General features: G+C 68.5%; 13 protein-coding genes. 9 read left to right on the top strand and 4 right to left on the bottom strand.

Going from position 1 to position 13,315, the window contains the following annotated elements; all coding sequences use genetic code 11:
• The first annotated feature begins 312 nt into the window (after positions 1–312).
• The 6 genes from ACFHNC_RS21530 to ACFHNC_RS21505 are packed head-to-tail and all read left to right on the top strand — an operon-like array spanning position 313 to position 5,453.
• Positions 313–1,317: a Bug family tripartite tricarboxylate transporter substrate binding protein gene (locus tag ACFHNC_RS21530; protein ID WP_437171299.1), complete on the top strand. Its 1,005-nt coding sequence runs from the start codon at positions 313–315 to the stop codon at positions 1,315–1,317.
• Positions 1,314–2,384, top strand: coding sequence for a ketopantoate reductase family protein (locus ACFHNC_RS21525; RefSeq protein WP_437171298.1), 1,071 nt, complete (start codon positions 1,314–1,316; stop codon positions 2,382–2,384). The genes ACFHNC_RS21530 and ACFHNC_RS21525 overlap by 4 nt, the downstream gene beginning before the upstream one ends.
• Positions 2,381–3,202 (top strand): alpha/beta fold hydrolase, encoded by an 822-nt coding sequence (locus tag ACFHNC_RS21520; RefSeq protein WP_437171297.1) that lies wholly within the window; start codon positions 2,381–2,383, stop codon positions 3,200–3,202. Before ACFHNC_RS21525 ends, ACFHNC_RS21520 begins: the two co-directional genes overlap by 4 nt.
• A gap of 4 nt (positions 3,203–3,206) precedes the next feature.
• Entirely contained in the window at positions 3,207–4,046 is an 840-nt protein-coding gene (locus ACFHNC_RS21515; protein ID WP_437171296.1) for a polysaccharide deacetylase family protein, read from the top strand.
• Positions 4,043–4,663 carry a carboxymuconolactone decarboxylase family protein gene (locus ACFHNC_RS21510; RefSeq protein WP_437171295.1) on the top strand — a complete coding sequence of 207 codons (621 nt, stop codon included), beginning with the start codon at positions 4,043–4,045 and terminating at the stop codon, positions 4,661–4,663. The genes ACFHNC_RS21515 and ACFHNC_RS21510 overlap by 4 nt, the downstream gene beginning before the upstream one ends.
• Before the next feature lie 4 nt (positions 4,664–4,667).
• Positions 4,668–5,453, top strand: coding sequence for an SDR family NAD(P)-dependent oxidoreductase (locus tag ACFHNC_RS21505; protein ID WP_437171294.1), 786 nt, complete (start codon positions 4,668–4,670; stop codon positions 5,451–5,453).
• On the opposite strand, the gene ACFHNC_RS21500 is transcribed toward ACFHNC_RS21505, so the two are convergent.
• The 3 genes from ACFHNC_RS21500 to ACFHNC_RS21490 are packed head-to-tail and all read right to left on the bottom strand — an operon-like array spanning position 5,447 to position 8,610.
• Entirely contained in the window at positions 5,447–6,652 is a 1,206-nt protein-coding gene (locus ACFHNC_RS21500) for an MFS transporter (protein ID WP_437171293.1), read from the bottom strand. The genes ACFHNC_RS21505 and ACFHNC_RS21500 overlap by 7 nt on opposite strands.
• Positions 6,649–7,635, bottom strand: coding sequence for a dihydrodipicolinate synthase family protein (locus ACFHNC_RS21495; RefSeq protein ID WP_437171292.1), 987 nt, complete (start codon positions 7,633–7,635; stop codon positions 6,649–6,651). Before ACFHNC_RS21495 ends, ACFHNC_RS21500 begins: the two co-directional genes overlap by 4 nt.
• A gap of 3 nt (positions 7,636–7,638) precedes the next feature.
• Positions 7,639–8,610, bottom strand: a complete 972-nt coding sequence (locus ACFHNC_RS21490; RefSeq protein ID WP_437171291.1) for a Bug family tripartite tricarboxylate transporter substrate binding protein — start codon at positions 8,608–8,610, stop codon at positions 7,639–7,641.
• 105 nt (positions 8,611–8,715) lie between these two features.
• Between ACFHNC_RS21490 and ACFHNC_RS21485 the strand changes: the two genes are divergently transcribed.
• The 3 genes from ACFHNC_RS21485 (at position 8,716) to ACFHNC_RS21475 (ending at position 12,168) form a co-directional block, all read left to right on the top strand.
• On the top strand, positions 8,716–9,546 hold the full coding sequence (locus ACFHNC_RS21485) for an alpha/beta fold hydrolase (protein WP_437171290.1): 831 nt from the start codon (positions 8,716–8,718) through the stop codon (positions 9,544–9,546).
• 223 nt (positions 9,547–9,769) lie between these two features.
• Positions 9,770–11,179 carry an ABC transporter substrate-binding protein gene (locus ACFHNC_RS21480; protein ID WP_437171289.1) on the top strand — a complete coding sequence of 470 codons (1,410 nt, stop codon included), beginning with the start codon at positions 9,770–9,772 and terminating at the stop codon, positions 11,177–11,179.
• Positions 11,173–12,168, top strand: a complete 996-nt coding sequence (locus ACFHNC_RS21475) for a Gfo/Idh/MocA family protein (protein ID WP_437171288.1) — start codon at positions 11,173–11,175, stop codon at positions 12,166–12,168. The genes ACFHNC_RS21480 and ACFHNC_RS21475 overlap by 7 nt, the downstream gene beginning before the upstream one ends.
• On the opposite strand, the gene ACFHNC_RS21470 is transcribed toward ACFHNC_RS21475, so the two are convergent.
• Complete coding sequence (locus tag ACFHNC_RS21470; RefSeq protein WP_437171287.1) at positions 12,143–13,282, bottom strand: 2-aminoethylphosphonate--pyruvate transaminase; 1,140 nt, start codon at positions 13,280–13,282, stop codon at positions 12,143–12,145. The genes ACFHNC_RS21475 and ACFHNC_RS21470 overlap by 26 nt on opposite strands.
• Positions 13,283–13,315 lie beyond the last annotated feature (33 nt).

Here is a 13,315-nt window from a genome sequence, read left to right as displayed (position 1 = left end):
GCATGGGTTGCCCGCAAAGGCCCGGCATCAAGGATCGCGCATGAAGCTCATCCCGCCGGATCGGATGGCCGAGAGCCCGGAGGCCAGGGCCGTTCATGATCGGATCGCGGCCAGCTGTGGCTTGCTTTCCAACGCGCTGCGGTCGCTTGCCTCCGTTTCAGGGGATCACGCGTTTTCTGCGCCGCCAGGCGCGACGCCACCGTTCTATCCCATCCGCAGCGAACCGGGATGGCAGACAATCGCGGGGGATGAACCCGGATCGCAGGGAAGCCAAATCGCGCGCCACCATCAGCCAGAACAGGAGACGGCACCATGGATCCATCATCGAAGGCCCGGGCGCTCCCCAGCCTGACGCGTCGCACGGCGCTGCTCAGCCTCGGCGCCGCCTCGCTTGCAGGCACCGCACGGGCGCAATCTTCCGAATGGCCGACGCGGCCGATCCGCATCCTGGTCGGCTACCCTGCCGGCGGGGCGAACGATCTGGTGGCGCGTGCGGTGGCGACCCCGTTGGCGCAATCGCTGGGCCAGGCGATCGCGGTGGAGAACCGAACCGGCGCTGCCGGCACCATCGCCGCCGATGCGGCGAAGCGCGCGGACCCTGATGGTACCACGCTCTACATGATGTCGAGCGCGCAGGTCCTGGCGCCCTTCGTTCGCCGCGACGTCGGCTTCGATCCGGTGGCGGATTACACACCCATCGCGATGTGCGCCTCCGCGCCCTACTTCCTGGTGGTGCATGAGAGTGTGCCGGCGCGCAACGTGGCGGAGCTGGTCGCATTGGCAAAGTCGCAGCCGGGCCGGCTTAGCTATGCCTCCTCCGGCGTCGGCGCCGGCCCGCATCTGACCTCCAGCCTGTTCATGAGCGTCGCGGGGATCGAGCTGAACCACATCCCCTACCGCGGCGACGCGGATGCGCTGGTGGATCTCGTGGCGGGACGTGTGCAGGTCTCCTTCATCTCCGTCCCGCCGACATGGCCGCACATCGAAGCTGGCCGGCTGCGCGGCCTTGCCGTGTCCAGCGCCGAGCGGCTGGCGATGGCGCCGAACATCCCGAGCGTGGCGGAAAGCGGCTATCCCGGCTTCGACATGGGCGCCTGGTGGGGCCTCGTCGGGCCGAAGGGCCTGCCGCCCGCCATCGTCAACAAGGTGGCGTTAGCGGTGCGTCCCATTCTCGACGGCGTGGAGTTCGGGCAACGCTTTGCCTCGCAGGGCATTTCACCCGCCAGGGACACGCCGGCCTCCTTCGCGCAACGCATCGCCGCGGACAAGGTGAAGTTCGCCGAGATCGTGCAGCGCGCCGGCATCACGCCGACATGAAGCCACGCAGCCGGATCGTGTTGCTGGGTGGCGGCGCCGTGGGCAGCCTCGTCGGTGGCGGCCTCGCGGCCGCCGGGCATGAGGTGGTCCTGGTGGATGGCTGGCACGACCATGTCGAGGCGATCCGGGCCGATGGCCTGCGGGTGACGACGCCGGAAGGCGCACAGACCGTGCGGCTTCAGGCATGGCATCTGTGTGATGCGTATCGGCTGCGCGATGCCCGCGCAGATGTCGCCTTCCTCACCGTAAAGCTCTACGACACGGACTGGGCGGCAGCGCTGCTGGCGACCTGGCTGCCGCAATTGGTCCCGGTCGTGACGTTGCAGAATGCCCTCGTCGAGGAACGCGTGGCTCGGTTCATCGGGCATGGCCGGACGCTGGGCGGCATCGGCAGCGGGCTTGATGTGTTCATGGCCGGGCCGGGCGAGGTGCGCCGCACCCGCAAGCGTGGCGCCGCCGGCGGCAATGTCTTCAAGATCGGCGAAATGCATGGCCGCCGCACGCCGCGCGCGGAAGCCATCGCCGCGATGCTGTCGGATGTCGACACCGCCGCCGTTACCACGGATCTCTGGACCGAACGCTGGGTGAAGCTGACGGCGAATACCATGACCTCCGGCCTGTCCGGCCTTACCGGACTGTCCTTGAAGGCTGTCTATTCGGGCGAGGAAACGCGGCGCATCGCGATTCGCCTCGGCGCCGAGGCGATCGCGCTCGGTCGTGCGATGGGCTTCACGCTGGAGCGCCTGTTCGGCCTGCCGGGCGAGGCCTGGCTGCGCGCGGCGGCGGGCGATGCCGAGGCGGAAGCCGCGGCGCTGGATGCCATGGCGGCGCAGGCCGCGAGCATGGTCGATGGCGGAATGTCTGGCACGTTGCAGGATCTGTCGAAGGGACGCCCCACCGAAGTCGCCTTCTTCAACGGCTTCATCGCGACCGAAGCCGCGCGGCTCGGCCTGGCGGCGCCGACACATGCGCGGGTTGCCGCGCTGATCGCCGAGGCCGAAAGTGGAAACCTGCCACTCGGCCTCGGCAACCTTGCCCTGATAACCGCAGGAACCACCGCGACATGACGACGCGCCAGACCTTCACCGCCAGCGACGGGCTGAACATCGCCTATTACCTCGACGACTTCACCGATCCCTGGACGCAGCCGCCGGTGCTGGTTCTGCTGCATTCCGCGATGGGCAATTCGCAGCGCTTCTATTCCTGGGTGCCGGCGCTGGCGCGGCATTTCCGGGTGGTGCGGATGGATCTGCGCGGCCATGGCGGTTCCGACACGCCGCCCGCCGACATGCCGCTGTCGATGGACCGCTTCGTACGTGACGTCGAGGAACTGATGGACGAGGTGGGCGCAAAGCAGGCGCATATCGTCGCCAATTCCGCTGGCGGCTACCTGGCGCAGAAGCTGGCGATCACGGCGCCGGAACGCGTGCTGGGTCTTTGCGTCGTCGGCTCCACCCCGGGTCTGAGCCCGAGCGCGCTCGATTGGCTGCCGCTGATCGAGAAGGAGGGGCTGACGCCGTTCCTGACGCGCACCATCCACTTGCGCTTCGACCTCGCCTCCACCGATCCGGGCATGATCCGCTGGTTCCTGGAACAGACGGCGGAGAACGACCCGGCCTATGTCGTGCGCTTCATCGGCTACATGGCAACGCAGGAATGGAGCGCCGAACTGCCGCGCATCAAGGCGCCGACGCTGGTGATCTATCCGGGTGGTGAGACGGTGGGCAGCGCCAACAGCTATGATTCGATGCGCCAGCGCATTCCTGACGTGACCATGATCGAGTACGAGCACATGCCGCACAACATTGCCGACATGATGCCGGACCGCTGCACGGCGGATATCCTGGCGTTCCTGTCGACGAAGTTCGGCACAGCGAAGGTCTGACGAAATGCCCCGCCACATCGCCTGCCTGTCCTTCGACTTCGACACTTGGTCCGGCTTCGCCGCGCGCGGCATGACCACGCCGACGCCCACCTCGCGCGGCGAATTTGGCGTGATCGGCGCCGAGCGCATCCGCAAGCTGCTGAAGGAACGCCAGATCAAGTCGAGCTGGTACATTCCCGGCGTGGTCATCGAGACCTATCCGGAAGCCTGCGCCGCCGTGGTCGAGGCCGGCCACGAGGTAGGCCATCACGGCTACAGCCATGTGCCGCCGGCCTGGCTGGAGACGCAGCGGGAGGCCGATGAGTTCGGCCGCGCGATGGACTGTATCGCGAAGCTCACCGGCGGCAAGCCGGCCGGCTACCGCTCACCCTCCTGGGACATCAGCGACCGCACCATCGACCTGATCTCGGAACATGGGCTGCGCTACGACAGCAGCATGATGGGCCATGATTGCAGCCCCTACTTCGCCCGGCGCGGCGATGTGGTGGTGGCGGATGCGCCGATGCAATTCGGCGAAGCCACGGACCTGGTGGAGATCCCGATCAGCTGGTCACTCGACGACCATCCGCATTTCGAATTCATCCGCGCAAAGACCGAGGTCCTGCCCGGCCTGTCCAACGCCAATGCGGTGCTGGAGAATTGGCTGGCGGATTGGGAGTACATGCAGCGCACGGAGGAATGGGGCGCGCTAATCTTCACCTTCCACCCCTATGTCGTCGGCCGCGGCCACCGCATGCTGATGATGGAGAAGCTGATCGATGCGCTGGTGAAGCAGGGCGCGGTGTTCCTGACGCTGGATGAGTTGCAGCAGGAATACCGCAGTCGCGTCGGCAAGCCGGCATGAGCAGCCCTTGGGATGCCGCACCCGGCCGCGCCTGCCGCCTGCCGGACCCGACGCCGGAAAGCGCACCGGACACCGCCGCAGTCTTCGCCAAGGTCGCGGCGAGCCGGGGCTGGGTCTCCAACCTGTTGACCTCGCTCGGCCACGCGCCGGAGGCGCTGGCCCGCTTCTCCGCGCTCGGCCATTACGGCCGCTACGGCACCGAGCTCAGCGAGCGGCAGCGGGAGCTCGTGATCTGCATCGTTGGCCGCAACATCGCCTATGCCTGGGCGCATCACGCGCCACTGGCGCTGGACTGCGGCGTGACGGAGGCGGAACTGACGGCGATCAAGTCCGGCCGCACGCCGGAAGGGCTGAGCACCGCAGACCAGGCGCTGTGCGACTTTGTCTTCGCCTTCACCAGCTTCAGCGGCGTGCCGGAGCCCGTCTGGCAGGCGATCGCCGGCAGCTTCACCACGCGCCAGGCGACGGACATCGCCATGCTCTCGGCCTACTACTTGGCAGCCGGATCGCTGATCATGGGCCTGCGCGTACAGGTGGAGCCGCCGGAGATTCTGCAGATCGAGCGCGACTGGCAGAAGCGGCCCCGCGACGGTGATCAGGTCGTGGCGCAGGGCTGAGTACATGAACACCCAATTCGACGGCAAACTCGCCTTTATCTCCGGCGGCGGCGGTGGCATCGGCCACGCCGCCAGCCTGGCCTTCGCTGCCGCCGGCGCACGCATCGCGGTCTGTGACCTGGATGCCGCGCGCTGCGAACGCACCGCCGCTGCCGTGGTGGCAGCGGGCGGCGAGGCGATCGCGCTGCCCACCGACATCACCGATGACGCGCAGGTGGCGGCGGCGGTGGCCAAGGCTGTCGCGCGCTTCGGGCGACTTGATATCCTGTACAACTGTGCGGGTGGCACGGTGCCGCAGGACGGCACCGTGACGGACGTGCCGCTGGATGTCTTTGACCGCACCTTTAACCTCGATGTGCGCGGCACCTTCCTGTGCTGCCGCCATGCTGTGCCGGAGATGATCCGCGCGGGCGGTGGCGCGATCATTAACATGTCCTCCGGCGCTGCCTTGCGTGGCGCCAGCCCTTTCCACGTCTACAGCGCGGCCAAGGGTGCCATCCTGTCCTTCACCCGCGCTTTGGCCGGGACCTATGCGAAGCAGGGCATCCGCGCGAACGTCATCGCCTCTGGCCGCGTCATGACGGACCGAATCATCCGCACCTTCGGCGCGCTGGACGACCAGGCGAAGCACAATGACCCGCAGGACCCGGTCGGGCGGCTGCGCGACTATCCCTTCTGGGTCGGCGATCCGGAACATGTCGCGGCGACCGCGGTGTTCCTCGCCTCCGACGCCGCACGGATGATCACCGGTGCGACCATCCCGGCCGATGGTGGCCGGTCCGCCTATTGACGGCGCAGCAGCACGGGCGCGACCAGCACTGTTACCACCGCGAGCTGCGCCGCGACGGCCACCATCGGCACGCCCCAGCCGCCGCTCGCCGCCACCAGCAGCGCAAAGATCGCGGGCCCGGCGACATAGCCGAGGAAGGTCAGCAGGGTGGAGCCGGAGGTGGCGTCAGACACATGTTCCCGCGGCACCAGCCGCGCGACCTCTGCCAAATAGATGCCGTTCCAGCTTGCGGCGACGAAGCCAGCGACCGCCGCGAGCGTCGCCGCCAGCGCCGGGCTGGCGCCCACGGGCAGCGAGGCAAACACCAGCACCGCCGCCGCCGCCGCGAATCCCTGCACCAGCAGGTTGAGGCTCGGCCGACCGGTGCGGTCTGCCAGCCAGCCGAACAGAATGCGTGCGACCACGCCCGCCCCCTGCATGGCCGCAAAGGCGCCGCCTGCCTGCACCAGTGTCAGGCCGCGGGCCTCCACCAGCCAGGTGACGGTGAAGGCGAACAGGCAGCCCTGCACCATGGCGAAGGACACCGCCAGCAGCGTCAGCGGCAGCAGGGCCGGTGACAGGCGCAGCGCGGCAAAGGGCGCGGCGAGGGTCTTCGGGCTGAACACGCTGCGCGGGCCGATGGACCGCGCCGGGTCACGCTCCGCATCCAGTTCCTGCCGCAGACCCTGGATGGCGACCGCCGAGACCAGTGCTGTCGCCGCGCAGACCAACAGCGCGACGCCCCAGCCATAGGCACTCGCGACCGGCGCCGTGACCAGCCCCGCCAGCACGCCGCCAACGGGCGCGCCAGCCTGCTTGACGGAAAAGATCAGCGACCGGTGGCTTGGTGGCGCCGTGGCGGCCAGGATGCGGCTGCCGGCCGGCGGGCTGGGGCCATAGCCGATGCCGAGCAGCAGCGCCGCCAGCACCAGCGCCGGCATGGTGCCAACCGCCAGGGTCAGCAACCCCACGGCGGACAGCGCGGCGCCCACCTGCAACATCCGCACCGGGCCGAGCCGCGCCAGGAAGGGTCCGCCGAAGGCCAGGAACAGCACGGTGCCCAGGGCGTTGATGGCGGACAGGTTGCCAATGGCCTCCGACGCCAGACCGAGGCTGCCGGTCAGCATCGGCGCCACCACGGGCAGGCTCTGCGCCATGAAGGACGCGATCACCTGCATCAGCAGCGTGGCGCCCAGCGCCGCGACCCAGGGTGCCCTCACGCCGCATCGCCCGGCAGCAGGCCAGCCTGACGCAGCACGGCCACGCATTCCGCCACGTCACGCGCATCCGGTGGATCGAGCGCGGGCCGCCACCCGGTGCCGGCATTCATGCCTAGCAGCCCGGCGAGCGTCTTGAACAGCGCGACATGGTGGAACCCCTGGGCGAAGTAGCGGCTCTGCAACCGGCTTGCGATGCCGCCGATGTTCCGCATGTGGCGGGCGGCCTCGGTGAAGTCGCCGCGTAGCGCCGCGTCGAGGAATCGCCCGCAATGCGGCGCATCCGGCGTCTGGCACAGCACGGGGCGGGAGGAGCCGATCATGAAGCTGGGCGCGCGTTCCGGGTAGGCCAGTCTTCCGTGCAGGAAGTATTCCTCCAGCGAGGTGGCGACGGCGATGCGGCCGCCGACGCGCTCCATCATCCGCGCATAGGCCGCGACATCCAGCGTGGTGTTCTGCACGGCGCAGAGCTGAGGCAGATGCAGCAGCGCCTCCACTTGGTCCGGCGCAAGGTAGTAGCCGAGTTCGGACAGGGTGGTGCTGTAGGCCACCATGCCGATGTCGATGCGCGCCGCGACATGTTCGTAAAAGCCGCGCACGCCGGCCGCGTTGCGTGGGCCATAATAGGGTGGCCAGACCATCACAAGGTCGGCGCCCGTCGCCTTCGCATGCTTCGCCAGTCGCACCACATTCGCCGCGGCGGGGTCAGAGCAGCCGATGACGACCGGCGCACGCCCGGCCACCTCATCCAGCACCACCTCCGTCACCCACTCCCGCTCCGCCAGCGTCAGCGCCCAGAATTCCTGGTGCAGCGAATGCACGGAAAGCCCGCCGACCCCTGGCAGCGACAGGGTGCGGCAGACATTGTGCCGCAGCCCCGCCTCATCGATCGCGCCATCGGCCAAGAACGGCGTGTAGAGGATGGTGATGTAGCCGCGCAGTTCCGCGCGCACCCACTCCCGTGCCTCGGCCATGGCGTAGCGCATGGCTCAGTCGAGCTTGACGCCGGCGCGCCGCACCACCTCGGCCCATTTCGTGGTTTCGGTCCGCAGGTTCTCGGCATAGGCCTCGGCCGGGCCACCGATCGGGTTGAAACCCAGGCTGCGAAGCCGCTCCTGCACATCCGGATGGGTCACGGCAAAGCGGAACGCCTCGGACAGCCGCGCGACGATCGGCGCCGGCACCCCCGCCGGCGCGAGCGTGCCCCAGTAGGTGGAGGCAGTAACGTCCGGCAGGCCGGCTTCCGCGAAGGTCGGCACATCCGGCAGCGCGGCGGCGCGCTGCGTACCCGTCACGGCCAGCGCACGCAGGCGGCCACTGTCCACATGCGGGCGGGCGGCGCTGATGCCGTTGAACATCAGCGGCACATGCCCGGCCACCACATCCGTCGTCGCGGGGCCGGTGCCGCGATAGGGCACATGCACCAGGTCGATGCCGGCCACCAGCTTCAGCAATTCACCTGCCAGATGCGTCGAGGCGCCGTTGCCGCCGGAGGCATAGCTGAAGCGCCCCGGCTGCGCCTTGGCCTGCGTCACCAATTCCTGCAGCGTCCGCATCGGCGCGCCGGGATGCGCGAGCAGGATCACCGGCCCGGTGGCCAGCAGGCTGACCGGCGTGAAATCCCTGGCGCTGTCATACGGCAGTTGCGGGAACAACGAGGGATTGATGGCGAAGCTGCTGTCCACAACCACCACGGAATAGCCATCCGCCGGCCCGCGCGCGACAAGATCGGCGCCGATGGTGCCCCCCGCGCCGGCGCGGTTCTCGATCACCACCGGCTGGCCGAGCGACGCGCGCAGATGCGGCTCCAGGATCCGCACGAGGTTGTCGGTGCCGCCACCAGGCCCGAAGGGTACCACGATGCGCACGGGACGTTCAGGAAAGCCCTGCGCCAACGCGGGTATTGCGAGGGCCATGAGACTCGCGGCGGTGAGTAGCGTGCGGCGATTGGTCATGGGCATGTTCGACCTCCCTTGGCTCGAAAATGCATCGTAATCCTCGGGATGGATTGCGCAATGCCGCGCCGCGCAGGACCCTGGCAGCGCAATACGCAGGGAAAATCGACAATGCCACATTCCACCGGGCTGCAACCCAACATGTCCTTTCTGACAGCGAGCGACGGTGTGCGGCTCGCTTGGCGCGTCGATGACTTCACCGATCCCTGGCGCACCCCGCCGACCCCGGTGCTGCTGCTGCACGCCGCGATGGGGTCCTATCGACGCTGGTTCGGCTGGCTTCCGCAGCTGGCCCGTCATCGAACCACGCTGAGCCTGGAACTGCGCGGGCACGGTGCCTCGGACGTGCCGACCGAAGCGCAGCCGCTGACGGTGGAACGCCTGGTTGCTGATGTTGTTGAGCTGCTCGACCATCTTGGCATCGTCCGCGCGCATGTCGTGGGCCTGTCGGCGGGCGGCTATGTCGGGCAGCGGCTGGCGATGGAACATGCGGACCGCGTCGCGACCCTGTCGCTATTCGCCTCCACGCCCGGCCTGCGCAACAGCCAGGCCGGCACCTGGCCCGCCAAGGCCGCGGCGATGGGGTTGGAGGCCTTCATGCGGCAGGGCATCGCCGACCGCTTCGCGCCCGATAGCGACCCCGGGCTGGTCGACTGGTTCTGCCGCCAGACCGGCAGCAACGACCTGCCCTTCATCGGCCGCTTCGTCGCCCATATGGCCAGCCGCGACTGGGAGGATGAGCTGCCGCGCATCCGCTGCCCGACCCTGCTGGTCGCACCGGGGCATGAGCCGATCGGGTCGCACGACCAGTATGAACGGATGCAGGCGCTGATACCCGATGCGCGCCTGATCTCGCTGGAGGGCATGCCGCATAACATCGGCGATGCGGCCCCACAGGCCTGTGTCGATGCTCTGCTCGGCTTCCTGCCCCACAGCGACTAAAGGACAGGGGCCGCCGGCGCACGGACCATAACTGCCCGTGCTGATGCGTGGCCCGGAAAGGTGCCTCGCGCCTGGCGCAATCACCAAGGCAGAGGGCTGAGCGCCATGCGATTGCATGCGCGCTCATCCTGGCCAACACTACGCGGTCAGGAGCGCCACTCGACATGCGAAGAGTCCCCGCCAGGATCGGCCACTGCCCCGCGCAAATCCGGCCGTGCCGCCCGTGACCACTCGCAGGCTCAAACTGCTTTTCAACCACGAACATGGATCCCTGGCCGCCAATAGCTGGGACGCGGATTCCAGCTCGGCGACGGTGATCCTGAAGCTCTGCTGCCCGTCCCTGCTGCGCATCGACCGTGATGGCGCGCTGCAGCCCGACCTTGCCGAGGCCTGGGAAGTAGTGGATGACCACCGCGAGTTCAACTTCCTGCTGCGCGAGAGGCTGCGCTTCCACAACGGACACAAACTGGATGCGGAAGCCGCCGCAGCCTGCCTGCGACGCATCTTCGACCCCCGCATCCAGGCGCCGCTGAAGGCCGACTTCGAGGGTGTCGAGACCATTGAGGCCACTGATGCGCGCAGCCTACGCATCCGCTTCGCGCAGCCACACACCGCGTTCCTGCATAGCCTCGCCTGGCGCTGCTACATGGTGGATGATGTCGCGGTGCAGCCCGTCGGCGCCGGCCCCTACGAGCTTCTGGAATGGGTGCGCGGCAGCCATGTACGTCTTCGCCGCTTCCCTGGCCACCACGACGCGCATCGCTTCGCGCCGGATGAACTGGTCATCCGCTTCGCGCCGCGCGTGGCCGACCGGGTCGCCGCGCTGGAACGCGGCGAGGCTGATATCGTGGAGACGCTGCCCGCCGGTCCCGCCGCCGAACTCGCCGCGCGGGGTTTGGCGGTGCCCCTGGCGGTGCATTCGCCGCGCAAGATGATCCTCGCCTTCCGCTGCACCACCCCGCCCTTCGACGATCCGCGCATGCGCCTGGCGGTGGCCCATGCGCTGGACCGGGAGGCGATGCGCGCTCGCCACCTCGGCCCGCGCGGCCGCCTGCTGAACGGGGTGCTGCCGGCGGATGATCCGAATGGCATCGTGCTGCCGCCCTGGCCGCTGGATCTCGACCGCGCACGGGCGCTGATGCGGGAGGCCGGTTATGCGGATGGCGTGCGCGTCTCGCTCTCCTCCGCCGCGCTGCCACCGACACCTGCCGTCGCCGTCGATATCGCCACGCAGCTGGCGCGCATCGGCATCAGGCTCGATATCCGCCATTACGACGATCCGCCCTGGTGGCCCGCGGTCTATCTGCAGGGCGGCTGGCAGATGGCGATCCAGTCGGCCTCCGCCCGGCCGCATCCGCACATCATGTTCCAGCGCGACCTGGCGACCGGCGGCGCCTTCAATCCGGGCGGCTATGTTAACGCCGCCCTGGATGCGCTGATCGCGGAGGCACGCGCCTGCACGGATGCCACCCGGCAGCGGGAATTATATGCGGAGGCGCAGCGGATCGTGCATGCGGATGTGGCGGTGCTGCCACTCTGGGCGTCGGATGTGATGGTGGCGGTGCGGCCGGGCGTGCAGGGTTTCGTGCCACATCCGCTCGGCTATGTTGAATTGGAGGATGTGACATGTTGAACGCGGCGATCATCGGCCTCGGCAAATGGGGCCGCACCCTGGTGGCCTGCGTGCAGGACGCGCCGGATTCCGGCATCCGCTTCACCGCCGCCGCAACCGGCCGGCCCGAAGCCTCCCGCGACTGGGCGGCCGCGAACGGCATTCGGCTGCACCAAAGCTACGCCGCCGCATTGGCCGACCCCGCCGTGCAGGCAGTGGTGATCGCAACCCCGCATGCGCAGCACGCCGAACAGGTGATCGCTGCCGCGCGCGCCGGCAAGCACGTCTTCGTCGAGAAGCCCTTCACGTTAAATCAGGCCAGCGCGGCAGCGGCCGTCGCGGCCTGCGTTGAGGCCGGCGTGATCCTGGCGCTCGGCCACAACCGCCGCTTCCTGCCGGCGATGCGGGCGATGCGCGCGTTGCTGGCCGAAGGCAGCCTCGGCACACTGCTGCATGTGGAGGGGCATTTCGGCGGGCCGGGCGGCTATGGCTACAAGCCCGGCACCTGGCGTGCGGATACGGCCGAAAGCCCGCTTGGCGGCATGGGCGGCAGCGGCATCCACATGCTCGATACTTTCATCCACCTCGCCGGCCCGCTGGACCGGGTTGGCGTGGAGAGCACGGCGCGCGTTCTGACCAATGGGCTGGACGATACCACCGCGATGCTCTGCCGCTTTACCAGCGGCGCGTTGGGCACGCTGGTGACGCTGGCCGCCGCGCCGCGCTATTGGCGCGTGGCCCTGTTCGGCAGCGAGGGCATGGCGGAAATGCGCGGCTTGGAACATCTGGCCTTCACCCCGCGTGAGGGCGAGGGCTGGTTGCGTGACTTCCCGCCCACCGATATCGAGCGCGCGGAACTCGCCGCCTTCGCCGCTGCGGTCGCGGGCGGTCCCGCATATCCCCTGTCGCCCGCCGAAGCGGTGCATGGCGTCGCCGTTTTCGAGGCGATGGTGCGCGCCGCGAATACGGGTCGGATGGAGGCGGTCAGTCCGTCCGCCCCATCTGCGTGACGCCCATTTCCCGCAACGTATCGGCCAGTGCATCCAGCGCGCGGCCGATATCATGTTCCGTCACCACGCCGATGCAGGCGATGCGGAAGGTGTTGGCCGCCGCCAGGCGCCCGGGAAAGATGATGAAGCCCCGCTGCTTCATGCCGTCATACAGCTTCTTGAACGAATAGTTCGGGTCGGGCGGATCGTGGAAGGTTGCGACGATGGGCGAGGCCACATCATCCTCCAGCAGCGTGCGAAACCCCATCTGGCGCATGCCGTCCACCAGGCGCCGCCAGCTTCGGCGGAAGCGTTCCTGCCGCGCCGGCAGCCCGCCCTCCTCCGCATGTTCGCGCAGCGCTTCCGCCATGCCCAGCAGCAGGTGGGTGGCCGGGGTGAAGCGGAACATGCCGGTGCGGTCCAGATGCTGGTTCTGGTCCCACAGATCCAGCGTCAGGCTGTGGGCGTTGCCCTTCGCCTCCTCCAGCGCGGCCTTCTTTGCCACGATGAAGGCCAGGCCGGGCGGGGCCTGAAGGCCCTTGTTGGCCGAACACACCACCGCGTCATAGGCCAACTTCTTCGCGTCCAGTTCGAAGGCGCCGAAGCTCGCCACGGCGTCGATCAGCAGACTCTTGCCCATGCGCCGGCAGACCTCGGCGATTGCCTCGATCGGGTTGAAGATGCCAGTCGAGGTTTCGCAATGCACCACCATCACATGGGTGATGGCGGGGTCGGCCGTCAGCGCATCCTCGAACTGCTGGGCGGTGGGCGGCGTGTAGGGGGCGGTGCGGAAACTGGCATAGGGGGTACGGATCTTGCGCGCCACTTCGATCAGCCGGTCGCCATAGACGCCGTTGGTGTGGATCAGCAGCTTGCCATTCTCCGGCACAAAGCTGCCGATGGTCGCCTCGGTGCCGGAGGTGCCGCTACCGACAATCGGCACCACCGTATGGGTGCCCTGGCCGTTGCAAAGGTCCAGCAAATACTTGCGGCAGAAGGCAATGGTGGCGAGCATCTTCTCCTCGCTCGAGGCATAGTCATGCAGCATCGCGCGCTTGACGCGCATGGAGAGCGTCGCGGGGCCCGGGGTGAGCATCAGGGGCTCGTCCTCGACGCGGTCGGTCATCTCGTCCATCGGCGCCCCCTGCGTTACCGCCACATCCTGCCA

The organism is Falsiroseomonas sp. E2-1-a4, assembly GCF_051433165.1.
Lineage (GTDB): Bacteria > Pseudomonadota > Alphaproteobacteria > Acetobacterales > Acetobacteraceae > Falsiroseomonas.
The sequence above is the reverse complement of the archived record's forward strand: the minus strand, read 5'-3'. Positions and strand labels throughout refer to the sequence as shown.